General features: G+C 64.5%; 21 protein-coding genes. 14 read left to right on the top strand and 7 right to left on the bottom strand.

The features are described 5' to 3' along the window. Positions 1–42 precede the first annotated feature (42 nt). On the bottom strand, positions 43–768 hold the full coding sequence (locus BSG08_RS09470) for a DUF1428 domain-containing protein (RefSeq protein ID WP_093035667.1): 726 nt from the start codon (positions 766–768) through the stop codon (positions 43–45). A gap of 97 nt (positions 769–865) precedes the next feature. Here BSG08_RS09470 and BSG08_RS09465 point away from each other — a divergent pair, with 97 nt between their 5' ends. The 7 genes from BSG08_RS09465 to BSG08_RS09435 all read left to right on the top strand — a co-directional run bounded on the left by BSG08_RS09465 (position 866) and on the right by BSG08_RS09435 (position 6,995). After that, the gene (locus BSG08_RS09465; RefSeq protein ID WP_093035664.1) at positions 866–1,528 is read left to right on the top strand and encodes a winged helix-turn-helix transcriptional regulator; all 663 of its coding nucleotides are present in this window, start codon (positions 866–868) and stop codon (positions 1,526–1,528) included. Between the two features lie 30 nt (positions 1,529–1,558). After that, positions 1,559–2,491, top strand: coding sequence for an AEC family transporter (locus tag BSG08_RS09460; protein WP_093035661.1), 933 nt, complete (start codon positions 1,559–1,561; stop codon positions 2,489–2,491). Positions 2,492–2,521: 30 nt separating this feature from the next. Then, a complete protein-coding gene (fghA, locus tag BSG08_RS09455) occupies positions 2,522–3,355 on the top strand; it encodes an S-formylglutathione hydrolase (RefSeq protein WP_093035658.1) in 834 nt (277 codons plus the stop codon). A gap of 9 nt (positions 3,356–3,364) precedes the next feature. After that, positions 3,365–3,820, top strand: a complete 456-nt coding sequence (locus BSG08_RS09450; protein WP_093035655.1) for a YaiI/YqxD family protein — start codon at positions 3,365–3,367, stop codon at positions 3,818–3,820. A 351-nt stretch (positions 3,821–4,171) separates the two neighbouring features. Further along, the gene (locus tag BSG08_RS09445) at positions 4,172–5,140 is read left to right on the top strand and encodes a DMT family transporter (protein WP_093035993.1); all 969 of its coding nucleotides are present in this window, start codon (positions 4,172–4,174) and stop codon (positions 5,138–5,140) included. A gap of 17 nt (positions 5,141–5,157) precedes the next feature. Next, positions 5,158–6,075: an ornithine cyclodeaminase family protein gene (locus BSG08_RS09440; protein WP_093035652.1), complete on the top strand. Its 918-nt coding sequence runs from the start codon at positions 5,158–5,160 to the stop codon at positions 6,073–6,075. Then, the gene (locus BSG08_RS09435) at positions 6,072–6,995 is read left to right on the top strand and encodes an alpha/beta fold hydrolase (RefSeq protein ID WP_093035649.1); all 924 of its coding nucleotides are present in this window, start codon (positions 6,072–6,074) and stop codon (positions 6,993–6,995) included. The genes BSG08_RS09440 and BSG08_RS09435 overlap by 4 nt, the downstream gene beginning before the upstream one ends. Here BSG08_RS09435 and BSG08_RS09430 read toward each other — a convergent pair. From BSG08_RS09430 to BSG08_RS09420, 3 genes are all read right to left on the bottom strand, one after another. Continuing rightward, positions 6,992–8,224, bottom strand: a complete 1,233-nt coding sequence (locus tag BSG08_RS09430; RefSeq protein WP_093035646.1) for an MFS transporter — start codon at positions 8,222–8,224, stop codon at positions 6,992–6,994. The two genes, BSG08_RS09435 and BSG08_RS09430, sit on opposite strands and share 4 nt — an antisense overlap. 138 nt (positions 8,225–8,362) lie before the next feature. Further along, positions 8,363–8,722, bottom strand: coding sequence for a hypothetical protein (locus BSG08_RS09425; RefSeq protein ID WP_093035990.1), 360 nt, complete (start codon positions 8,720–8,722; stop codon positions 8,363–8,365). Between the two features lie 36 nt (positions 8,723–8,758). Beyond that, complete coding sequence (locus BSG08_RS09420) at positions 8,759–9,478, bottom strand: DUF599 domain-containing protein (RefSeq protein WP_093035643.1); 720 nt, start codon at positions 9,476–9,478, stop codon at positions 8,759–8,761. Between the two features lie 83 nt (positions 9,479–9,561). Here BSG08_RS09420 and BSG08_RS09415 point away from each other — a divergent pair, with 83 nt between their 5' ends. From BSG08_RS09415 to BSG08_RS09390, 6 genes are all read left to right on the top strand, one after another. Beyond that, the gene (locus tag BSG08_RS09415; protein ID WP_093035640.1) at positions 9,562–10,995 is read left to right on the top strand and encodes an FAD-linked oxidase C-terminal domain-containing protein; all 1,434 of its coding nucleotides are present in this window, start codon (positions 9,562–9,564) and stop codon (positions 10,993–10,995) included. Between the two features lie 55 nt (positions 10,996–11,050). Continuing rightward, positions 11,051–12,196 (top strand): glycolate oxidase subunit GlcE, encoded by a 1,146-nt coding sequence (gene glcE / locus BSG08_RS09410; protein WP_093035638.1) that lies wholly within the window; start codon positions 11,051–11,053, stop codon positions 12,194–12,196. Between the two features lie 19 nt (positions 12,197–12,215). Then, positions 12,216–13,514, top strand: coding sequence for a glycolate oxidase subunit GlcF (glcF, locus tag BSG08_RS09405; RefSeq protein WP_093035635.1), 1,299 nt, complete (start codon positions 12,216–12,218; stop codon positions 13,512–13,514). An 84-nt stretch (positions 13,515–13,598) separates the two neighbouring features. After that, entirely contained in the window at positions 13,599–14,402 is an 804-nt protein-coding gene (locus BSG08_RS09400) for a trypsin-like serine peptidase (RefSeq protein ID WP_093035632.1), read from the top strand. Next, positions 14,399–15,217, top strand: coding sequence for a trypsin-like serine peptidase (locus tag BSG08_RS09395; RefSeq protein WP_093035629.1), 819 nt, complete (start codon positions 14,399–14,401; stop codon positions 15,215–15,217). The genes BSG08_RS09400 and BSG08_RS09395 overlap by 4 nt, the downstream gene beginning before the upstream one ends. Before the next feature lie 138 nt (positions 15,218–15,355). Beyond that, on the top strand, positions 15,356–15,823 hold the full coding sequence (locus BSG08_RS09390; protein ID WP_093035626.1) for an Hsp20 family protein: 468 nt from the start codon (positions 15,356–15,358) through the stop codon (positions 15,821–15,823). Positions 15,824–15,880: 57 nt separating this feature from the next. Here the strand turns inward: BSG08_RS09390 and BSG08_RS09385 are convergent, their stop codons facing one another. Continuing rightward, positions 15,881–17,122, bottom strand: a complete 1,242-nt coding sequence (locus tag BSG08_RS09385; protein ID WP_093035623.1) for an META domain-containing protein — start codon at positions 17,120–17,122, stop codon at positions 15,881–15,883. 73 nt (positions 17,123–17,195) lie between these two features. Next, positions 17,196–18,674, bottom strand: coding sequence for an NAD-dependent succinate-semialdehyde dehydrogenase (locus BSG08_RS09380; protein ID WP_175544745.1), 1,479 nt, complete (start codon positions 18,672–18,674; stop codon positions 17,196–17,198). Positions 18,675–18,764: 90 nt separating this feature from the next. On the opposite strand from BSG08_RS09380, the gene BSG08_RS09375 reads away from it, so the two are divergent. Next, the gene (locus tag BSG08_RS09375; RefSeq protein ID WP_093035620.1) at positions 18,765–19,553 is read left to right on the top strand and encodes an alpha/beta hydrolase; all 789 of its coding nucleotides are present in this window, start codon (positions 18,765–18,767) and stop codon (positions 19,551–19,553) included. A gap of 204 nt (positions 19,554–19,757) precedes the next feature. On the opposite strand, the gene clpB is transcribed toward BSG08_RS09375, so the two are convergent. Further along, a complete protein-coding gene (clpB, locus tag BSG08_RS09370) occupies positions 19,758–22,376 on the bottom strand; it encodes an ATP-dependent chaperone ClpB (protein WP_093035617.1) in 2,619 nt (872 codons plus the stop codon). Between the last annotated feature and the right edge of the window lie 223 nt (positions 22,377–22,599).

The following is a 22,599-nucleotide window of genomic DNA, read 5'->3' as shown; positions in this document are numbered from 1 at the left end:
CGCGCGTGGGGTGCGCGCGGTCGAGGGTAATCTGGGTGAGTGTCATGCCACCTTTGCCGAATCAAAGAGCGGCTCGAATCCTGCCCACATCATCCGCATTCCGTCGAAGGGCATCGCGGGCATGTCCATGTCGGCCATTTCCGCCTCCATCGCCTTGGCGGCGGCATCGCAGGTAGCGCGGTCCGGCCAGGCGATCCAGCTGAATACCGGCGCCTCGCCGTCCTCTGCCTTGGTGGCGCGGTAGAAATCCGTTTTCTTGCCTTGCGGCACATCCACCCCCCAGGCCTCGACAGTGCCGAGCGCCCCGCCCTTGCGAAACATTTCCCAAGCCTGGTTCGCCATGTCGACATAGGCTGCCTTGTTGCCCTCGGGTACTGCCAGCAGGAAGCCCTGATAGTAGCCCGCCCCGCTATGCGCCCCGTGTTCGAACACCGGGTCGAAGCCACCATAGATCAGCCGGCTGCCGTCAAATGGCATCGCGGGCATTTCCTTCATCGCCGGATCGTTCTGCATCGTTTGCCAGGCGGCATCCGCGGTCGCCTTGTCAGGCCACTCGATCCAGGAAAACACTATGGTTTCATCGGGTTCAGCGGCAACCGAGCCGTAGAAATCGGTGACTTTGCCGTGCGGTACGTCCACGCCCCAGGTCTCTGTCATGCGGGTGGCGCCGTAGGATTTGAACAATGTCCAGGCCGCGTCGACATGGGCGCGATAGGCGTTCTTGTTAACAGATGGAACGGCGGCGACCGCGCCGGTGAAATAGGTCATGGAAATCTCCTTTTCCGGGGCTGGCGCGCAAGAGAATCGTTCTTGCATCGGCATTTTGGCAAGGATAGTATTATAAAACAATCAAAAGTATTAAAAAATGACTAAACAGACAAAATCCCCCCCGCTGCGCTATGACGAAGGCTGTCTTGCGGCGCATGCGCTGAACATCATCGGCGATCGTTGGGCGCTGCTGGTGGTGCGCGAGCTGATGTTTGCGCCCAAGCGGTTTCAGATGATCCGCGCGGGCCTGCCCGGTGTCACCGCCAGCGTGCTGGCCGGGCGGCTGGCGCAGCTCGGGCAGGCCGGGGTGCTTGCCCATGACACGCGGCTGGGTGTCTATGCGCTGACTGACGCTGGCCGCGGTCTCTTGCCGGTTCTGGAAACCCTCTGCCAGTGGGCGCTGAGGATACCGGGCCATGACCCCTCACGCTTTATCAGCCCTTCGGCGCTGATGATTTCAATGGGAGTGATGCTGCGGCGCGACCGGGCGGCGGATCGCGACGCCTGCGCCGGGTTCGATTTCGGCAGCGAGGTTTTTGAAATGCGGCTTACGGCTGGCGTGCCGGAGACCCGTCTGGTGAGCCAGATCGACGCGCCCTTCGTGCTTTGCGGTAACGGTAATACGCTGGCCGCCGCCGTCTATGGCAAGACGCCGCTGCATCAGATGCTGGCCGGAGATATCATCGCCCTGCGGGGTGATGCGGATGCGGCACAGGCGTTTGTCGATCTCTTTCAACTCTCGGCGCGCACGGCCGATTGACCTTGGCGGTCAACCTGCTACCAAGCGTCAATGTTGAGCATCTTTCTCCAGACGCTGCCATTCTTTCTGATTATCGGGCTGGGTTACGGCGCGGGGCGATCGGGATTTTTCCCCGAAGAGGCGACCGCGTGGCTGACGAAGTTCGTTTTTTACTTTGCGCTCTCCGCGATGCTGTTCCGGTTCTCCGCCAACCTGACGCTCGCCGAGGTGTTCGACCGGACCTTTGTGCTGGCCTATCTTTCGGCAACGGCATTCGTTTATGCGATTGCGACGCTGGTGGCGCTGATGCGCCGGGTCAGCCTGTCCGAAATGGCGATCGAGGCGCAATGCGCGGTGATCGGCAATGTCGGTTTTCTGGGTGTGCCGATGCTGGCGATGCTGATGGGCGAGGCGGCGATCGGCCCGGTGGTGCTGGTGCTGGCGGTCGATCTGATCGTGTTCGGCTCGCTGGTGGTGATCCTGATCACCGGCGCGCGCGACGGGCGGATGAGCCTTGGCATTTTCCGCAGCGTGACGGTCGGCCTGCTGAAGAACCCGATGATCGTCTCGATCGTCCTGGGGCTGGCATGGGCCGGGCTGCGTTGGCCCATCCCCGAAACGATGAACGATTTTCTGCGTATCCTGGGAGGCGCGGCAACCCCCGGCGCACTGTTTGCGATTGGCGCGTCGCTGGCGTCGAAATCGGCAGAGCGGCCCTATGTGGCGGGCTGGCTGTCGCTGTGCAAGCTGGTGCTGCATCCCGCCTGCGTCGCTGTTGCGGTGCTGGTGGTTTTCCCGGTCGATCCCTATGCGGGGGCGGTGATGATCGCGGCGGCAAGCCTGCCGGTAGCGGGCAATGTGTTCATTCTGGCGCAGCATTACGGTGTCGCGCCCAAGCGGGTATCGTCCTCGATCCTGATTTCCACCGTCGCGGCCATCGTCACGGTGTCGCTGGTGATCGGCTGGGTGCGCGGGCTGTATTGAGCCGTGATCGGCAGAACGGAGGAGAAGCAGATGAAGACGGTTTCGGAGAACACCTGTTTCGGAGGCGTGCAGGGGGTTTACAGCCACGCCTCGGAGGTCTGTGGCTGTGACATGACATTCGGTCTTTTCCTGCCCGCCGAGGCGCAGGACGGGCCGGTGCCGGTGCTGTGGTACCTGTCGGGTCTGACCTGCACGCATGAGAACGCGATGGTCAAGGCGGGCGCGCAGGGCTGGGCCGCCGAACAGGGCATCGCGCTGGTGTTTCCCGACACTTCGCCCCGCGGCGAGGACGTGGCCGATGACGCGGCCTATGATCTGGGACAGGGGGCCGGGTTCTACGTGAATGCGACAGAGGCGCCCTGGGCGCCGCATTTCCGCATGTGGGATTACATCGCCGAGGAACTGCCGGGACTCATCGGGGCGCAGTTCGCCGTTGATCTGGAGCGGCAGGCGATCACCGGTCATTCGATGGGTGGGCATGGCGCACTGACGCTGGCGATGGCGCTACCGGGGCGGTTCCGCTCTGTCTCGGCCTTCGCGCCGATCTGCAACCCGACGGGCGGCGACTGGGGCCGCAAGCAGTTTGCGGCCTATCTGGGCGCGGACGAGCGCGCATGGGCGGCGCATGACGCAAGCCTCTTGATGGCAGAACGCGGCTTTGACGGGCCGGTTCTGGTGGATACGGGCACGCAGGATCAGTTCCTCGACCTGTTGCGCCCCGAGACGCTGGCACAGGCCATGGCCGTGCGGCGGCAGGAGGGCACGCTGCGGATGCAGAAGGGGTATGACCACAGCTATTTCTTCATTTCGACCTTCATGGAGGATCATGTCGGGTTTCATGCAGAGGCGCTCTATGCGGGGTGAGGCGTTGCGATGACGATCTACGTTGACGCCGATGCCTGCCCGGTCAAGGACGAGGTCGAACGGGTGGGGACACGGCACGGGCTGCGGATGTTCGTGGTTTCCAACGGTGGTCTGCGGCCCTCGCGCAATCCGCTGGTGGAAAGCGTGATCGTGCCCGATGGCCCGGACGTGGCCGATATGTGGATCGCCGAGCGCGCAGGGGCGGGAGATGTGGTGATCACCGGGGATATTCCGTTGGCCGCGAAATGCGTCGAGGCGGGGGCGCTGGTGGTGAAGCATAACGGCGAGGCGCTGACGCGCGCCAATATCGGCAATGTGCTGGCTACGCGGGATCTCATGGCCGACCTGCGCGCCGCCGACCCGTTCCGGCAGGGGGGTGGACGAGGGTTCACAAAGGCCGACCGCTCGCGTTTTCTGGAGGCATTGGAGCGGGCAGTGCGGGAGGCCAAAGGTTCCGGTGCGTGAAGGTGTGCCTTGCAGACGGTTGGTCGAGCGGTCGGGCTTGGCCTAAGGGGACATTGAGGTTGCCACTCGCGCGAAACAAGGCGCGTAGCGCCGCCGCGCGATCGCCGGGCCGTCTGACGGCCTGGCGATTTTGAGGTGAAGTGCAACACTTTGAAATCATAATGACTTTTCTGGCACAAAGCGGCAGCTACAAGCGTTGCTTCGCCAGTCCCTGGCCCTGCGACCGCGCGGCTCCTCAGCCGCTACCAACGTCCGCTTCATGGTTCTCGCGATTGCGAACAGGACACCGGGGGTTTACAATACCGGGTTGGTTCCCTCATGTATCGGGACAAAGATCAATCACGGACCAGCATGACCACCGCAACCGTTCAGCGTTCCAACCTGATCGGCGCCGCCTATGCCTTGGCGGCGGTGTTGTGCTTTTCGGTCAATGATGTGGGGATCAAGTTTCTGTCGGACAGTTATGCCCTGCATCAGGTGGTGTTCATCCGGGCGGTGATCGGAACCCTGATCTTTGCGGCCTTCATCATGCCTTTTGCCGGGGGTTTCAGTCTGTTGCGCACCCGTCGCCCGCTGGTGCATCTCATTCGCGGGCTTTGCGTGGTCAGCGCCAACATGTGCCTGTTTCTGGGGTTGGCCGCCCTGCCAATTGCCGATGCGACGGCGATCTTCTTTGTCTCGCCGCTGGTGATCACGGTGTTTTCGGTGGTGTTCCTGCACGAGACGGTTGGCGCGCGCCGGTGGGCGGCGATCGGCGTCGGGTTCATCGGCGTGCTGGTGATCGTCAAGCCGGGTACGGCGGCGTTTCAGCTTGCCTCGTTGCTGCCGATTGCGGCGGCGTTTCTCTATGCCACGCTGCATATGCTGACGCGCAAGATCGGTGGCACCGAGAGCGCGCCGACGATGGCGTTCTATATCCAGCTGACCTTTGTGATCGCGAGCGCACTCATCGGGCTGGGGTTGGGGGACGGGCGGTTTGCCGGGATGGGGCACCCCTCGCTGGAGTTCATGTTCCGGGCCTGGGCCTGGCCCGAGACGGGGGATTATCCGATCCTGGTCCTGCTGGGCGTGTCGGGGATGCTGGGGGGGCTGTTCATTTCACAGGCCTATCGGCTGTCCGAGGCTGCCTTTGCCGCACCGTTCGAATATGTCGCCATGCCGATGGCGATCATGTGGGGGGTGACGGTGTTCGGCACCTGGCCCGACGCCACCGCATGGATCGGGATTGCGCTGATTGTCGGATCGGGCCTCTATCTGTTGTGGCGCGAGTCGGTCAAGGATGCGACGCTGGTCACCAAGGCCCCAAAATACCGCCGCTAGACACGAAGGAGACGCCAATGACCCTGACGATCATCCCCTTTGCCGAAGGTGAGGCGCATCTGGACTGGCTGAGTCTGTGCGCCGCGTTTCAGGTCGGCCATGAACGGCCCCGAGCCGAGATCGGCGATATCTTTCTCTATCGCGGCAAGGATACGCTGCTCAATCGCGCGGCCTGGATCGACGGCATGGGGATCGCGGTGAAATCCGCCACGATCTTTCCGGGCAACCCGGAGAAGGGCGACCCGATGATCAACGGGGCGGTCAATCTCTATGACGATGCCAGTGGCACGCTGGAGGCGCTGGTCGATTTTCACCTGGTGACCAAGTGGAAGACCGCAGGCGACAGTCTTTATGCCGCGACGCGGCTGGCGCGATCGGACAGCGAGTCGATCCTGATCGTGGGGGCGGGCACGGTGGGTCGGTCGCTCTGGCAGGCCTATCGCGCGGCCTTTCCGTCGGCGCGCTTTGCCGTCTGGAACCGCACCCGCGCCAATGCCGTTGCGATGGCGGCGGAGTGTGAGGGCATGCAGGTGGCGGACGATCTGGAACAGGCGGTGCGCGCCGCCGATATCGTGACCTCTGCCACCATGTCCACCGATCCGCTGATAAAGGGCGAGTGGTTCCGCCCTGGTCAGCATATCGACCTGATCGGGGCCTACCGCCCCGACATGCGCGAGGCGGATGATGTGGCGCTGCGACGCGCGCGTGTGTTCGTGGACAGCTACGACACCACCGTCGGCCATATCGGAGAGATAAAGATTCCACTGGAGGCAGGGGTGATCGCGCGCGATCATCTGATCGCCGATTACTACGAGCCGGAGAAGTTCCGGCGTCGCTCAGACGATGAGATCACGCTGTTCAAGAATGGTGGTGGGGCGCATCTGGATCTGATGACCAGCCGCTATATCCTCGATGCCTGGAGGACGGCGGGGTGATCTGGGCGGGGCTGGCGTTTGGCCTCGGGGTGCTGATCGCCCTGCCATGGCTGCGCGAGGCGATGAAGCCGGTCATGGATGAGGCTGCGCGCCGGGACGCACCGGGTACCTTCGCCACGCTGTCGCGCGGGGTGACGCATTACCGCTGGCTGGGGGCCGCACGCGGGCCGGTGGCGGTCTGCGTGCATGGGCTGACCACGCCGTGCTTTGTCTGGCTGGGGATCGCGGCGGGGTTGGGGGCGATGGGCTTTCGCGTGCTGATCTATGATCTCTACGGACGCGGTTACAGCGACCGGCCGGATTGTCCGCAGGACAGTGCGTTCTTTGTCACCCAGCTGGAGGAATTGCTGGAGGATCAGGGGATCGACGGCGACATCACCCTCATGGGCTATTCGATGGGCGGGGCGATCGCCACCGCCTTTGGCGCGCTGTATCCTGAACGCCTGCGGCAGCTGGTGCTGATCGCGCCTGCCGGGCTGGGGCATGATCTGGGGACGCTGGCGCGGCTGGTGGTGTGGGGCGGGCTGCTGGGCAACTGGCTGATGCTTGCCCTCTTCCCCCGCTCCTTTCGCCGGGGATGCGAGGGCGAACGGCACCTGCCCGGTTCGGTCGAGGGGATCGTCGATCTGCAACAGGCAGAGTTGCGCTGGCACGGTTATGTTCCTGCTGTGCGGCGTTCGATACTTGGCATGGTGTCCGAGGATATGACCGGGGCGCATGCCGATATCGCCGAGGCGGGTTTGCCGGTGTTAGCGATCTGGGGGCGGGACGACAGCGTGATTCCGATCCGCAGCATGGCACGGCTGTCCGAGATCAACCGCAATGCGCGCCAAGAGGTGATCGAGGGCGCGGGCCACGGCCTGACCTACACCCACACTGACCAGGTGCTGCACGCGATGCGCGACCTGATGCGCGATTAGGCGGCCAGCAGCCGGCGTTCCCTGACCGGCAGGTGCACGATGGCGGAGAATGCGCCCACCCCCACGCCGACCCACCAGACCAGGGTGTAGTCGCCGTGTAGGTCATAGAGCTTGCCGCCCAGCCAGACCCCCATGAAGCTGCCAAGCTGGTGGGAAAAGAACACGATCCCGTAAAGCGTGCCCATGTAGCGCAGCCCGTAGATATGCGCGATGAGGCCGGAGGTGAGCGGTACGGTGGCAAGCCAGAGCGCCCCCATCGAGACCGAGAACAAGAGCACCGTCGCAGGTGTGATCGGCGTCATGATGAAGGCCGCCGCCACCAGCGTGCGCGCCAGATAGATGCCCGCCAGCAGGTTCTTCTTGGAATAGCGTTTGCCCAGCCAGCCCGCCGTCAGCGTGCCCGCGATATTGGCGAGGCCAATCACCGAGATCGCCACCGCGCCGAGCGCTGATGTGGTGGTGATGCCGATACTGTGCAGCGCGCCGCCGGGCAGGATGGGGCCGCACATCTCGGTCACGAAGGCCGGGAAATGTGCGGTGACGAAGCCAAGCTGATAGCCGCAACTGAAGAAACCCAGAAAGATCAGCGTATAGGACGGGTCGCGAAAGGCGCGGCGCAGGATCGTTCCCATCGAGTCCTCGATCACGCTGCGGTCCACGGGATCCGGTGCGCGCATCATCGGCAGCATGGCCAGCACGGCGATGATGACGGCGGCAAAGATCAAGAACACGCTCTGCCAGGTCATGATACCGAGCAGGAATTCGGCCAGAGGCGCGCCAAATACCTGCCCCGCCGATCCGGCGGCGGTGGCGATGGCAAGGCTCATCGAGCGGTTCTCGTCCGAGCTTGCCCGTCCCACCACGGCGAGGATCACGCCAAAGCCGGTGCCCGCGATGCCGAATCCGACGAGGATCTCATATATCTGATGCGCCTCGGGCGTGACCGCGAAGGAGGACAGCACCAGCCCCGCCGCATAGACGAGCGCGCCAAGGATTATCGCCTTGCGGTCACCGACCTTTTCGGCCATCGCGCCAAAGAGCGGCTGACCGATCCCCCAGGCGAGGTTCTGAATCGCGATGGCAAGCGAGAATTCGGCGCGCGGCCAGTTGAATTCGGACGCGATCGGGATCTGGAACACGCCGAACGACGCACGGATCGCGAAAGAGATCAGGATGATCGTGCAGCCTGCGATCAGCACAGGCGTGATGAGGGGGGCGGATTTGTGCATGGATTCCTCGCGCTCGGAGATCGCAGATTACGGGAATTGAACGCGGCGTCAATTCAGGCTTTGTGATGGGGGGCATCACGGTTTGCGGAGGTGGTGTGGCGTTGAGGCCGTCGCACGCGCGGCTCATCCCCGGCCCGCTCAGCGCGGGAGTTCCACGCGCACCGTCTCGTCCGACCAGCCATCCACAGAGCAATGCGCTCTGACGAAAATCTCGCGCGCGCCGTCGGATAGCACGAGGTTGTTCAGGGACCGGGTGAAGGGCTGTTTGTTGACATGCGGGTGATGCAGGATGCGGTAACCAAGACGATTGCCGTCGCTGTCCAGCACTTCCCAGCCGTCGGCATAGTGATCCCAGCCGGTATCGGGATGCGCGATCGTCACGCCCACCCGCCAGCCCGTACCGGATTGCGCGACCGCGACATCTAGGATTTGCGGCTCATCCGCGGCGCTGACCGAGGCGATAAGACAGGCGGCGAGCATGAGAGAAAACTGTCTCATGCGAAAAATCATAGCGCATCGTGCTGCGAATTCCACTCATGTCCGTTCATGATCGGTTGTCCTGTCCGGCTCCAGCAGAACGGCGCGCGATTTCGACGCGAATTCGCGCCGCAACAGCACCAGCACCGTCATTCCGGTCGCCACGATCAGCGCCCATGGCCCCAGCAGCCACGCCACCGTCGTCAGCGCGAAATAAAGCGCGCGCAGGCCCCGGTTGAAACCGCGCGCGGCGGTGATGTTGATCTCGCCGGCCTTGCGCGCGCGGCCGAGCGCCGAGGGATCATCTGCCGCATTGGGCACCGCCGCCATGACCACGGCACAATAGCCGAACAGGCGGTTCGCCCAGACGAACTTGAGGAACGCATTGGCGAGAAAGGCGAGGATCACCAGGATCTTGAATTCCCAGACGATCGCCGGTTCCTGTCCGGGCGTCAGATCCCCGGCAATGCCGATCACCCGGTCCAGATCGCCCAGCAGCGCCAGGGTGCCGCCAATGGCGATTAGCGTGGCCGAGGCAAAGAACGAGGTGCCCTGCCGCAGCGTGGCCAGAATCTGTGCGTCGAAGATGCGCGGATCGCGGGCCACCATCTGCACCATCCATTCGCGCCGGTACTGCGCCATCAGCACCGAGACCGACGGGCGGTTCCGCGGCGCGTTGTCGATCCCGAAGCCGACCAGAAGCCATGCGCCGACCAGCAGGGCAAACGCGATGAAGTCGAGGGGATTGAAATGCGTGAGTTGATCTGCCCATGTCATGCAGGCACGCTACATCCGTGAGGTTTGACTTGCCATATGCTAAAATTGGTTATATTTTATTACCAATTAGAGAGGATGACATCATGGACATGCCCGCCCCCCGGCCCGAGATCATGGCGCAGAAAGCCGAATTGATCAAAAGATTGCAACGGGTTCTGTCTGCCGACGCGGTGATTTCCGACCCTTCGGAGACGCGCGCCTATGAATGTGACGCACTGACCGCCTATAAATGCCCGCCTCTGGCGGTGGTCCTGCCCGCCACCACGCAAGAGGTTTCGCAGGCGCTGCGAATCTGTCACGAGATGGGCGTGCCGGTGGTGCCGCGCGGTTCCGGGACCAGTCTTGCGGGTGGGGCGCTGCCTACGGCGGACAGCGTGATCCTCGGCGTGGCGCGGTTGAATGCGGTGCTGGAGACGGATTACGACAACCGCTTTATCCGGGTGCAGACCGGGCGCACCAATCTGAGCGTCACCGGAGCGGTGGAGGAACAGGGGTTCTTTTACGCGCCCGATCCCTCCAGTCAACTGGCCTGCGCCATCGCGGGCAATATCGCGATGAATTCCGGCGGCGCACATTGCCTGAAATACGGGGTGACCACCAACAACCTGATGGGTGTGACCATGGTGCTGATGGATGGCACCGTGATCGAACTGGGCGGCGCGCATCTGGAGGCCGAGGGATACGACCTGCTGGGCCTTGTCTGCGGGTCCGAGGGGCAACTGGGTGTGGTGACAGAGGCGACGTTGCGAATCCTGCGCAAGCCCGAGGGCGCGCGCCCGGTTCTGGTGGGATTTGACAACAACGAGGTGGCGGGTGCCTGTGTGAGCGACATCATCAAGGCGGGCGTGCTGCCGGTGGCGATCGAGTTCATGGACCGTCCCTGCATCCGTGCGACAGAGGATTTCGCCAAGGCAGGCTATCCCGATTGCGAGGCGCTGCTGATCATCGAGGTCGAGGGTTCGGAGGCCGAGATCGACGAGCAGTTGGCGCTGATCGAAGAGATCGCCCGGCGGCACAACCCGGTTGAGCTGCGCCAGAGCCGGTCCGCCGAGGAAAGCGCCGCGATCTGGCTGGGCCGCAAATCCGCCTTTGGCGCGATGGGACAGATCAACGATTACATGTGTCTTGACGGTACGATTCCGGTCAGCCAACTGCCGCATGTCCTGAAGCGCATTGGCGAGATGTCGCGAGAGTTCGGCCTTGATGTGGCCAATGTGTTTCATGCGGGGGACGGAAACATGCACCCGCTGATCCTGTTTGACGCCAACAAACCGGGCGATCTGGAGCTGTGCGAGGCGTTTGGCGCGGAGATCCTCAAGCTGTGTGTCGAGGTGGGCGGCTGTCTGACCGGCGAGCATGGTGTGGGGATCGAAAAGCGCGATCTCATGGCGCATCAATACGCGCCCGCCGATCTGGAGGCGCAGATGGCGGTCAAGGACGTGTTCGATCCCAAATGGCTGCTCAACCCGGCCAAGGTGTTTCCGCTGGCTGCCTCTGACGCGCGGCGCGCGGCGTGAGCGTGTCAACCGGGGGCGCCGCCCCCGGACCCCCGGAGTATTCAGGAACAGTGAAATGACACCCCAGACAGAGGCCGACCTAGCCGGGATCATAAAAGGGGCGGATGGCCCCCTGCGCATCGAAGGCGGTGGCACCCGGCCCATCGGCGCGCTCTCGAACGGCGCGAAGCTGAGTACGGCGGCGCTGAGCGGGATCACGCTTTACGAGCCCGGCGCGCTGACCATCGTGGCGCAGGCGGGCACGCCGGTCGCCGAGGTCGAGGCGGCGCTGGAGGCCGAGGGGCAGCGGCTGGCCTTCGAGCCGATGGATCATCGCGGCCTTCTGGGCACCGAGGGCACGCCGACCATCGGCGGCGTGGTCGCCGCCAATGTCAGCGGCCCGCGCCGAATTCAGACCGGGGCCTGCCGCGATTTCCTGCTGGGAGTGCGGTTCGTCGACGGACGGGGCGAGATCGTCAAGAATGGCGGGCGGGTGATGAAGAACGTCACCGGCTACGATCTGGTCAAGCTGATGGCGGGCAGTTACGGCACCCTTGGCGTGCTGACCGAGGTGGCGCTGAAGGTTCTGCCCAAGCCGCGCGCGACAGGGCTGCTGCGGCTGGAGGGGTTGAGCGACGCGCAGGCGGTTGCGGCGCTGTCCCGCGCGCTTGGCTCGCCGTTCGAGGTGACGGGGGCGGCGCATCTGCAACGGGGGCCTGGCGGGGCGCCGGTCACGATGATCCGGCTGGAGGGGTTCGAAAACTCGGTCGCCTATCGCGCCAGGGAACTGGGTTCGCTGCTGGCGGATTATGGCGCGTTCACGCTGGAGACCGATCCGGACAGGACCGCCGCAGACTGGCGCCATGTGCGGGACGTGGGGCCGTTTCAGGACCGTGAGGGCGACGTCTGGCGGCTGTCGGTCAAGCCGACCGATGCGCCGGGGGTCGTCGCAGATCTGCCGGGCGCAGAGGCGTTTTATGACTGGGGTGGCGGTCTGATCTGGTTGCTGGCCCCCGAGGGCACAGGGCTGACCGCGCGCAGAATCCGAGGGGCGGTGGCGCGGCGTGGGGGCCATGCCATGCTGATCCGGGGCGACCGGACGCAGGGCGTTTTCCCGCCGCTGCCCGCGCCGGTGGCCGCGCTGCAGGACGGGTTGCGGCGCAGGTTTGATCCGAGGCAGATTCTCAATCCCGGACTGATGGCTCGGGGCGAACCTGTGTGAGCGGCGGGAGCAGAGACAGATGAAAACCGAGTTCACCGCCGAGCAGCTTGCAAATCCCAAGATCGCGCGCGCCAATGAGATCCTGCGATCCTGTGTGCATTGCGGATTCTGCACCGCGACCTGCCCGACCTATCAGGTTCTGGGCGATGAGCTGGACAGCCCGCGGGGGCGTATCTATCTGATCAAGGACATGCTGGAGAATGACCGCGTGCCGGATGAGAAAACGGTCAAGCATATCGACCGCTGTCTGAGCTGTCTGGCCTGCATGACGACCTGTCCGTCGGGGGTGCATTACATGCATCTGGTCGATCAGGCGCGCGAATATATCGAGGAACGCTACAGGCGGCCATTTGGCGACCGCGCACTGCGCTGGATACTGGCGCGCATCCTGCCCTATCCGATGCGGTTCCGGGTGGCATTGCTGGGTGCCAGGATCGGGCGGCCGTTCGCGTGGCTGATGCCCGATGCGCGGTTGCGCGCGATGCTGGAGATGGCACCAAGGTATATACCGCCGGTCAGCCGTAATGACGACCCGCAGAGCTTTGCGCCGGTGGGGCCGCGTCGCAAGCGGGTGGCGCTGATGACCGGCTGCGCGCAGCGGGCGCTGAACACGGATATCAACGATGCCACGATCCGGCTTTTGACGCGGCTGGGTTGCGAGGTGGTGGTAGCCGAGGGTGCGGGCTGTTGCGGCGCGCTTACGCATCACATGGGCAAGACCGCAGAGAGTCATGTGACGGCGGCAAGGAACATCCGCGCCTGGACACGCGAGATGGATCAGGGAGGCCTTGACGCCATCGTCATCAACACCAGCGGCTGCGGCACGACCGTCAAGGATTACGGTTACATGTTCCGGCATGAGGCATTGGCCGGGGATGCCGCGCGGGTGAGCGCTATTGCGATGGATGTGAGCGAGGTGCTGATGCAGCTTGACCTGCCTGAAGGTGGCGCGCAGCCGATGACGGTGGCCTATCACGCCGCATGTTCGCTGCAGCACGGGCAGAAGATAAAGACCTATCCCAAGGATCTGCTGAAGCGCGCGGGGTTCACGGTGGCAGAGCCCGCCGACAGCCATCTGTGCTGTGGTTCGGCGGGCACCTATAACCTGATGCAGCCGGAGATTTCGGGGCAACTCAAGGCGCGCAAGGTGCGCACGCTGGAGGCGAAGAACCCGGATGTGATCGCGGCGGGAAATATCGGCTGCATGATGCAGATCGGATCGGGCACCGGCATTCCGGTGGTGCATACGGTGGAATTGCTGGACTGGGCCACCGGCGGGCCGAAGCCGCCCGCGATGGTGCGGGGGCACAGGGTATGACCGGGGTTCCTATCCTGCGCTGATGGCCATAATCTGGCCCAGAACGCCTGTTAACGACAGGCGTTCTATTCTGTCGGAGGCGTCATGCTGCGCACAATCTCTCTGGTCTGCTCCATCGCTCTGGCAAGTCCCGCCCTGGCGCAGGACAGCCGTTTGCAACGTCTCGACATGGGCGACGAGGCCCGCCAATGGGAGGCGGTGGGGCGGCTTGATCTTGGCGGGCGCGGGTTTTGCACCGGGGCGCTTGTGGCTCCCGATCTGGTGCTGACGGCGGCGCATTGTCTCTATGACCGGACGACCGGCGCGCGGATTGATCCCGCGCGGATCGAATTTCTTGCCGGTTGGCGCAACGGGCGCGCGGCGGCGACGCGCTCGGTCCGCCGTGCGGTGATCCATCCCGAGTATGACTATGACAATCGCGTCACCGCCGAGCGGGTGCGCAACGATGTGGCGCTGCTGGAACTGCACCATCCGATCAACAACACCCGCGTGACGTATTTCGACACCGACGAACGCCCCCGCAAGGGTCAGAAGATCGGTATCGTGAGCTATGGCAAGGATCGCGCCGAGGCGCCATCGCTGCAGAACATCTGCGAGGTGCTGGCGCGGCAGGAGGAGGTTCTGGTGATGTCCTGCGACGTGGATTTCGGGTCGAGTGGCGCCCCGGTGTTCAGTTTTGAGGGGGGCGTGCCGCGCATCGTCTCGGTGGTGTCGGCCATGGCCGAGGTCGAGGGGCGCAAGGTGTCGCTCGGCACGCGGCTGACTGATCCGCTGCTGGTGCTGCGCGCCGCGCTCGATGCGGGCGAGGGCGTGTTTCAGGAGGCGGCACCAACGATGTTCAGCGCAGGGGCCCGCCGCGATACCGGCGCAAAATTCGCCAGGCCATGACCGGGCTGCGGCATATCCTGATTGCGTTTGGCCTCTGCGTGGCGACCGGCGGGGTGGCTCTGGCCGAACCCAGCGGACTGATCCGGCTGACCGATCGCGACGATCTTTTTGGCTGGGAGGCGGTGGGCCGCGTCGATATCGGCGCGTCGGGTTTCTGCACCGGCGTTCTCATCGCGCCCGATCAGGTGCTGACTGCCGCGCACTGCCTCTATGACCCTGCCGGACAATCATTGCCCGTCGAGATGCTCCGGTTCAGGTCCGGGCTGCGCGACGGGGTAGCGATCGCCGAGTCGCAGGTCATCCGTTATGCCGCGGCGCGCGGCTATGATCCGGGCGCTGGGATGAGCGCCGACAATGTCCGGCAGGATGCCGCCCTGCTGGAACTCGCCATGCCGATCCAGAGCGCGCTGGCGGCCCCCTTTCGCCTGCACGAAAGTCCGCGCGCCGGACAGCGTGTCAGCGTGGTGTCCTATGGCCAGAACCGCGACAGCGCCCCCTCGTGGCAGCGCGATTGCGGCCTGCTGTGGCGGGCCGAGGGCCTGATGGCGTTCGATTGCAACGTGATCTTCGGATCCTCCGGCGCGCCGGTCTTTGTCCGTGAGGGCGGACGCGCGCGGATCCTGTCGCTGGTCAGCGGTGGCAACTGGCAGGCGGATGACAAGATCGCGATCGGCATGGACCTGCCCGCGCTGGTCGACGACCTCAAGCGTGATCTGCGCGTCATGCAGACAGCACCCGCCGCCGGCACCGGATTTCGCCGGTCGCAGGCCGGTGACGGCGCGCGCGCCTCGGGTGCGAAATTCGCCCGGCCCTGAGGCGTCGCCGGTCTTGACAGCGCGCGGCACGCTTCCCACATCAGCATCGTTCCGGCGCCGCAAATCGGGCCGGACATGACGACGCCTGTCCCGGACGGGAAGGCATGACATCAGGTATCGCTCAACGGAGGATGACCCATGCGTAACTTTGACCTTGCACCGCTTTACCGTGCAACCGTCGGCTTTGACCAGATCGCCGACCTTCTGGACCGGGTGATGGCCAGCGATGTGACCCACCCGACCTATCCACCCTACAATATCGAGAAAACCGCCGATGACGCCTATCGGATCTCGATTGCCGTCGCGGGCTTTGCCGCGGACGATCTGAATGTCGAGGTGAAGGATGGCGCTGTCGTGGTTTCGGCGACCAAGGCCGAGGAAGACGGCGACCGCACCTATCTGCATCGCGGCATCGCCACCCGCGCGTTCGAGCGCCGCTTTCAGTTGGCCGATCATGTGCGCGTGACCGGGGCCAGCCATGCGGACGGCATGCTGCATATCGACCTGATGCGCGAGGTGCCTGAGGCACTGAAACCTCGCCGCATCGCGATTGCCAGCGGCGAGGCCGTGAACAAGGACGTGGTCGAGGCCCAAAAGGTCAACTGACCCTGCCCGACGCGGCGTGATGGCCCGGCCAGACCCCTCTGGCCGGGTTTTTGCATGTCAGGGGCGGCGCGCTTCGATCAGCACCGCGTCGTGATCGCCGCCGATCAGTTGCAATGCGCCATCCTCTGAGATGTCGAACCGCGTTATCTGTTCGAGGGCGTCGAGCATCCGGCGTTCCTGTTCCATCAGTGGTTCGGGGCAGGCCATCAGGGTGCTGCCCATCGCGCCGAACTGAAGCCCCTCGCCGGTCAGGGTGAAGCCGCCCACCAGCCGGTTGCAGCCGCTGCTGCCCGCGACGCGACCGGGGGTGATGAAGTTGAGCGAGAGCCGTTCGGGTTCGACCAGTTCGGCCTGCCCGAGTGCTGTGACCTGCCATGCCGGTCCGATCAGAAGATCCGCCGGATCACCGCCGCAGCCGCGCAGCACCCGGTCGTCGAGCGCAAGCTCGGCGCTGTCGGGATAGGGCATGCCGGTAGCGTCATCCCGGCAGAGCGTCTCGCGGATGGTCAGGCGGGCAGGCACTGCGGGCATGTCAAACAGATAGGCGCCGGGAATCGCCTGCACGCCGGGGCGCGGCACGTTATGGGTGATCTCACCGTAATCGGCCGTGATCTCGGCGGCCTGTTCCGCCAGAACCACCATCCAGCCCGGTTCGTTGCCGCGCGCGCGATACGGGGCCTCTTCCGGCGGAACCGCCCGGAGGCAGTCCGGCAAATTGCGCCCCTCCAGACGGATCGTGGCGTTGTCGCCCTTGTTCCAGACTTCGGTTTCGGGATCCCTGACGCCTTGATAGCGCGCGCCCGACGCCGCCTCGACCTGCATCAGCGGGATATCCCGTCCCTCGGCGCGCAGCACCATCTCTGCGCCCAGAACGCCGACCGAGACGGTCACATCGCCGCAGACGAACTCTGTCGCAAAGGCCATGGGCGTCACCGGCTCGAGGATCAGTTCGTGCAGATCGACCGGACCGGTCCCCGCGCCGATGCTCACATTCTGCAGGATCCAGCGCGGCTGTCCGTGTACCCGGATCACCGCGCTCAGCTGTCCGGCGAGATCCTCTGGCACCCGCAGTTCAAAGGGCAGCGGCACCTGCTGGCCGTCGGCGTCAACCGTGGTCTGTCCCAGGCGGCTGCCAAAGCGTCCTTCGACGATCACGGTGGCGCGGGCCTCGGGTGGCAGGGCGATGCGCTGCATATAGCCGACACCACCCGAAATGCTGCGTGTGCCGTCCTCCTGCGCCGGTGCTGGTAGCGGAGATGCAAAGGCCAGAACACCAGCCAGAATGACGGAGCGGGGCATCGGCTGCCTCCTTTGTCAAGTCGGGTCTGGCGGCATCCTAGCCGCTACCCCGCCCGTGGTCGACCCTTCAATGTCAGACGCTCATGCAGATGTATTTCATCTCCATGAACTCTTCGATTCCGTGATGGCTGCCCTCGCGGCCGAGCCCTGATTGCTTGACTCCGCCGAACGGCGCCACCTCGGTTGAGATGATGCCGGTATTGATGCCGACGATTCCGTATTCCAGCGCCTCGGCCACCTTGTAGACGCGGCTGAGATCCTTGGCGTAGAAATAGCTGGCGAGGCCAAAGATCGTGTCATTGGCCATGACGATCACGTCATCCTCGGTCTCGAACCTGAAGAGCGGGGCAAGCGGGCCGAATGTCTCGTCGGTGGCAAAGGCCATGTCCTGCGTGCAGCCGGTGACGATGGTGGGGGGCAGGAAATAGCCCGCGCCCTGCGTGGGCTCTCCGCCGCCCAGGATGACCTTGGCCCCCTTGGCCGTGGCGTCGGCCACATGTTCCTGCACCTTGGTGATGGCATCGGCGTTGATCAGCGGGCCGAGCGCGACGCCCTCCTCCATCCCGTCGCCCATCCTGAGTTTTTCCACAGCCGCCTTGAGCTTGGCGGCAAAGGCGTCATAGACCCCCGATTGCACATAGATGCGGTTGGCGCAGACACAGGTCTGGCCGTTGTTGCGGAACTTGCACAGTATCGCGCCTTCGACGGCGGCATCGAGATCGGCATCGTCGAACACGATGAAGGGCGCGTTGCCACCCAGTTCCATCGAGCATTTCATGACCTGATCCGCAGCTTGCCGGAGCAGGATGCGGCCCACCTCGGTCGAGCCGGTAAAGGTGATCTTGCGCACCGCCGGGTTCTCGCAGAATTCCTTGCCGATCTCTGAGGCGCGCGAGGAGGTGACGATGTTGAACACCCCCGCCGGAATCCCGGCACGTTCGGCCAGCAGCCCCATCACCGTGGCCGAGAGTGGTGTTTCGGTCGCCGGACGCCCGACAAAGGCACAGCCCGCCGCCAGCGCCGGGGCGGCCTTGCGGGTGATCATCGCGTTGGGGAAATTCCACGGCGTGATTGAGGCCACGACGCCGATCGGCTGCTTGATCACGGTGATCCGCTTGTCGCGTTGATGGCCGGGGATCGTCTCGCCATAAATGCGCTTGGCCTCTTCGCCGAAAAATTCGATGAAGGACGCGCCATAGGCCACCTCGCCCTTGGCCTCGGCCAGCGGTTTGCCCTGTTCGGCGGTCAGGATCACGCCCAGATCGTGCTGGTTTTCCATCATCAGGTCAAAGAACCGGCGCAGCACGGCGGCGCGTTCCTTGCCGGTCCATTTCGCCCACTCCTTTTGCGCCGCCTCGGCGCTGGCGATGGCACGGGCGACCTGTGCGCGGCTCAGATCGGCGACATGGGCGATCACATCGCCGCGCGCGGGGTTCGTTACCTCAAACGTGCCATTGTCGCCATCCACCCATTCGCCGCCGACATAAGCCCGTTCGCACAGCAGGCTCGGATCCCTGAGCATGGATTTCAGATCGGTCTTGGTCATGGTCATGGTATTCCCCTTGCGCGATGTCTTTTGGTCTCGCAAAGGCAAAGCAGCTTGGGCTAGGAATGTCTAGGGCCAGATAAGGGAGAATGCGCCGTGGAACTGGACGATGCCTATGCCAATGTCCCCTATATTCCGGGCGGTGCGCAGTATCCGGCACGCTGGACGGTCGCGGCCGAGGCGTTTCGCGCGCGGTTGCTGGACGAGCGCCGGGCAGAGATCGGGATCGCCTATGGGCAGAGCGCGCGGCAGGCGATGGATCTGTTCCATCCGAAGGGCGCGGCGCGCGGACTCTGCGTCTTTGTGCATGGTGGTTACTGGTTGCGGTTCGACCGGTCGTTCTGGTCACATCTGGCCGAGGGGCCGCTCGGGCGGGGCTGGGCGGTGGCGATGCCGTCCTATGATCTGTGCCCGGAGGTGCGGATCGCAGATATCACCCGGCAGGTTGCGCGCGCCGTGACCGTAGCGGCAGAGCGGATCGAAGGGCCGGTCGCGCTGGCCGGACATTCGGCGGGCGGGCATCTGGTGGCGCGCATGGCGGTGGCGGGGGTTCTGCCCAGCGACGTGGCGGCGCGGCTGCATCATGTCATGCCGATCTCGCCGGTCTCGGATCTGCGACCGCTGCTGGAGACCTCGATGAATGAACAGTTAAGGCTGGACCTGGCCACCGCCGAGGCCGAAAGCCCGGTGCTGATGCGCCCCCTGCCGGTGCCGGTCACGGTCTGGGTGGGCAGTGGGGAGCGGCCGGCTTTCCTGGATCAGGCGCGGTGGCTGGCCGAGGCGTGGGGCGCGGGTCACGAGGTGGCCGGGGGGCGGCATCATTTCGACGTTATCGAAGCGCTGGACGACCCCGACAGCCGGATGACGGCGCAGTTGCTGGGGTAGGGGAGGTGTTGGTTCGGGGGTTTGAGCGGACGTTGAGGCCGTACACAGATGCGCGCTTCAGCGTACACCCGGCGGACAGGTGCTGCGCGGCCGCTCTCCGGAATGTTTCGTTCGCAACCGGACGGCATCCAGCCTTTGGGTCGGTCCCCCAGAATCGCCGCCCGAGATAAAACGCCCCCCGGCAATCGGGGGGCGCCTGCCGCATCAATGAACCACCGCGCCGGCGGGCGGTTCGCGCCGGGTCGTGCCCACGCGCTCGCCGATGATCAGCCCCTCCGGTCCGGCGGTCACCGGCACCGTCGCCCCGTCGAGAATATCCCCCGCCAGCAGCGCCTCGGCCAGAGGATCCTGAAGCGCTTTCTGGATCACCCGCTTAAGGGGCCGAGCGCCATAGACCGGATCATAGCCTTCGTCCGCCAGCCATTTGCGCGCCCCGTCGTCAAGATCCAGCCGGATCTTGCGACCCGCCAGCCGTTTGAGCAGCCGCGCCATCTGAATATCGACGATGCCGTCCATCTGCGGTCGCGTGAGCCGGTCAAAAACCACGATCTCGTCCAGCCGGTTGAGGAATTCAGGCCGGAAATGCGCGCGCACCGCATCCATCACGTCGCGCTTGGCCCGGGCGGCATCGGCCCCCTCGGGCAACTGGCTGAGCGCCTGCGAGCCGAGGTTCGAGGTCAGCACGATCAGCGTCTGCTTGAAATCGACCCGGTGACCCTGGCCATCGGTCAGCACGCCGTCATCGAGCACCTGAAGAAGCACGTTGAACACCTCGGGATGCGCCTTTTCCACCTCGTCGAACAGCACCACCTGGTAGGGGCGGCGGCGCACCGCCTCTGTCAGAACGCCTCCCTCGTCATAACCGACATAGCCCGGAGGCGCGCCGATCAGGCGGGCGACCGAATGTTTCTCCATGAATTCCGACATGTCGATGCGCACCATTGCGCTGTCATCGTCAAACAGAAACTCGGCCACGGCCTTGGTCAGTTCGGTCTTGCCCACGCCGGTCGGCCCGAGAAAGAGGAATGACCCGAGCGGGCGGTTCTCGTCATTCAGGCCCGCGCGGGCGCGGCGCACGGCGTTGGCCACGGCCTTGACGGCGGTATTCTGACCGATCACGCGGCGGTGCAGGTTATCCTCCATCCCCAGCAGTTTCTCACGCTCGCCTTCGAGCATCTTGGCGGTGGGGATGCCGGTCCAGCGTTCCACCACCTGTGCGATCTGTTCGGGGCGCACGGCCTCTTCGACCATGACGCCATCGTCTCCTTGGGATTCGGCCTCGGCCAGTTGCTTCTCCAGCCCCGGAATGACGCCATAGCTCAGTTCCCCCGCGCGGGCGAGATTGCCCTCGCGTTTGGCGATATCCAGTTCGGCGCGGGCGCGATCGAGCTGTTCCTTGAGATCGCGCGCGCTGGCCAGCTTGTCGCGCTCGGCCTGCCATTGGGCGGTCATCTCGCTGGATTTCTCCTGCAGATCCGAGAGTTCCTTTTCCAGCCGGGAAAGCCGGTCGCGCGAGGCGGCGTCATCCTCTTTCTTCAGGGCTTCGGCCTCGATCTGCTTTTGCAGGATTTCGCGGTCGAGCGCGTCAAGCTCCTCGGGCTTGCTGTCCACCTCCATGCGCAGGCGGCTTGCGGCCTCGTCCATCAGGTCGATTGCCTTGTCAGGCAGAAAGCGGTCGGTGATGTAGCGATGCGACAGCGTGGCCGCCGCGACGAGCGCCGAGTCAGAAATCCGCACGCCGTGGTGCAGTTCGTATTTCTCCTTGATCCCGCGCAGGATCGAGATCGTGTCCTCGACCGTCGGCTCATCGACGGTGAGCGGTTGAAAGCGGCGGGCAAGGGCGGCGTCTTTTTCCACATGCTTGCGGTACTCATCCAGTGTGGTCGCCCCGATGCAGTGCAGTTCGCCGCGCGCAAGCGCCGGTTTGATGAGGTTGGCGGCGTCCATCGCGCCCTCTGACTTGCCCGCGCCCACCAGCGTGTGCATCTCGTCGATGAACAGGATGATTTCGCCTGCGGCCTGCGTCACTTCGTTCAGCACACCCTTGAGCCGTTCCTCGAATTCGCCGCGATATTTGGCCCCGGCGATCAGCGCGCCCATATCGAGCGACAACAGGCGCTTGTTACGCAGGCTCTCGGGCACGTCGCCGTTGACGATGCGTAGCGCGAGACCTTCGGCGATGGCGGTCTTGCCCACGCCCGGCTCGCCGATCAGCACCGGATTGTTCTTGGTCCGGCGGCTGAGGATCTGCATGCTGCGGCGGATTTCGTCATCGCGCCCGATGATCGGATCGATCTTGCCCTCGCGCGCAGCCTTGGTCAGATCGCGGGCATATTTTTCCAACGCCTCATAGGTATCCTCGGCCGAGGCGCTGTCAGCGGTGCGGCCCTTGCGGATATCGTTGATCGCCTCGTTGAGTTTCTGGGCCGAAACGGCGCCGGCTTCCAGCGCATCGCGGGCGGGGGATTTCACCAGCGCCAGCGCGGTCAGGATACGCTCTACGGGCACAAAGCTGTCCCCGGCTTTTGTTGCAATCTTTTCGGCCTCGGCCAGTACCTTGCCGGTCTGCTGATCCATGTAGGTCTGTCCTGCATCGCCCGAGACCTGCGGGATCCTGGCAAGTGCGAGATCATTGGCCTGCATCACCCGTTCGGGCGCGCCGCCGGCGCGTTTGATCAGGTTGCTGGCCAGCCCCTCGGGGTCGTCGAGCAGTGCCTTGAGGATATGTTCGGGGGCGAGTTTCTGATGGCTTTCGCGCATCGCGATGGTCTGGGCCGCCTGGATGAATCCGCGCGACCGCTCCGTGAACTTGTTGAAGTCCATGGGTATTTCTCCTTTTTACAAGCGTCATCCCAGTTGCGCACCCAGCATTAGGCATGCGGCGGTCGGGACCCTTGGAGCAGACATGGGCAACGATCCTGTGAGGTTCAAGACGGATGGCCAAGATTATCACAAAAGAGGCGGGTTTTCGTGAAACAGCCCGGCGCGGGCGTTGACAGGTATGGCGGCAAGGGTCTGGCCGTGTGATGGCCGGAGGGGCTTGACG

The sequence above is a fragment of the Roseovarius azorensis genome, assembly GCF_900109455.1.
Classification (GTDB): domain Bacteria; phylum Pseudomonadota; class Alphaproteobacteria; order Rhodobacterales; family Rhodobacteraceae; genus Roseovarius; species Roseovarius azorensis.
The sequence above is the reverse complement of the archived record's forward strand: the minus strand, read 5'-3'. Positions and strand labels throughout refer to the sequence as shown.

What these genes read in the sequence shown, in the direction of transcription:
- BSG08_RS09440 (WP_093035652.1), top strand. Translation starts at nt 5,158, where the DNA reads ATGACCCTGACGATCATCCCCTTTGCCGAAGGTGAGGCGCATCTGGAC.
- BSG08_RS09425 (WP_093035990.1), bottom strand. Translation starts at nt 8,722, where the DNA reads ATGAGACAGTTTTCTCTCATGCTCGCCGCCTGTCTTATCGCCTCGGTC.
- BSG08_RS09460 (WP_093035661.1), top strand. Translation starts at nt 1,559, where the DNA reads ATGTTGAGCATCTTTCTCCAGACGCTGCCATTCTTTCTGATTATCGGG.
- BSG08_RS09380 (WP_175544745.1), bottom strand. Translation starts at nt 18,674, where the DNA reads ATGACCATGACCAAGACCGATCTGAAATCCATGCTCAGGGATCCGAGC.
- BSG08_RS09465 (WP_093035664.1), top strand. Translation starts at nt 866, where the DNA reads ATGACTAAACAGACAAAATCCCCCCCGCTGCGCTATGACGAAGGCTGT.
- BSG08_RS09400 (WP_093035632.1), top strand. Translation starts at nt 13,599, where the DNA reads ATGCTGCGCACAATCTCTCTGGTCTGCTCCATCGCTCTGGCAAGTCCC.
- clpB (WP_093035617.1), bottom strand. Translation starts at nt 22,376, where the DNA reads ATGGACTTCAACAAGTTCACGGAGCGGTCGCGCGGATTCATCCAGGCG.
- glcE (WP_093035638.1), top strand. Translation starts at nt 11,051, where the DNA reads ATGACACCCCAGACAGAGGCCGACCTAGCCGGGATCATAAAAGGGGCG.
- BSG08_RS09470 (WP_093035667.1), bottom strand. Translation starts at nt 768, where the DNA reads ATGACCTATTTCACCGGCGCGGTCGCCGCCGTTCCATCTGTTAACAAG.
- BSG08_RS09420 (WP_093035643.1), bottom strand. Translation starts at nt 9,478, where the DNA reads ATGACATGGGCAGATCAACTCACGCATTTCAATCCCCTCGACTTCATC.
- fghA (WP_093035658.1), top strand. Translation starts at nt 2,522, where the DNA reads ATGAAGACGGTTTCGGAGAACACCTGTTTCGGAGGCGTGCAGGGGGTT.
- BSG08_RS09415 (WP_093035640.1), top strand. Translation starts at nt 9,562, where the DNA reads ATGGACATGCCCGCCCCCCGGCCCGAGATCATGGCGCAGAAAGCCGAA.
- BSG08_RS09445 (WP_093035993.1), top strand. Translation starts at nt 4,172, where the DNA reads ATGACCACCGCAACCGTTCAGCGTTCCAACCTGATCGGCGCCGCCTAT.
- BSG08_RS09430 (WP_093035646.1), bottom strand. Translation starts at nt 8,224, where the DNA reads ATGCACAAATCCGCCCCCCTCATCACGCCTGTGCTGATCGCAGGCTGC.
- BSG08_RS09395 (WP_093035629.1), top strand. Translation starts at nt 14,399, where the DNA reads ATGACCGGGCTGCGGCATATCCTGATTGCGTTTGGCCTCTGCGTGGCG.
- glcF (WP_093035635.1), top strand. Translation starts at nt 12,216, where the DNA reads ATGAAAACCGAGTTCACCGCCGAGCAGCTTGCAAATCCCAAGATCGCG.
- BSG08_RS09390 (WP_093035626.1), top strand. Translation starts at nt 15,356, where the DNA reads ATGCGTAACTTTGACCTTGCACCGCTTTACCGTGCAACCGTCGGCTTT.
- BSG08_RS09385 (WP_093035623.1), bottom strand. Translation starts at nt 17,122, where the DNA reads ATGCCCCGCTCCGTCATTCTGGCTGGTGTTCTGGCCTTTGCATCTCCG.
- BSG08_RS09450 (WP_093035655.1), top strand. Translation starts at nt 3,365, where the DNA reads ATGACGATCTACGTTGACGCCGATGCCTGCCCGGTCAAGGACGAGGTC.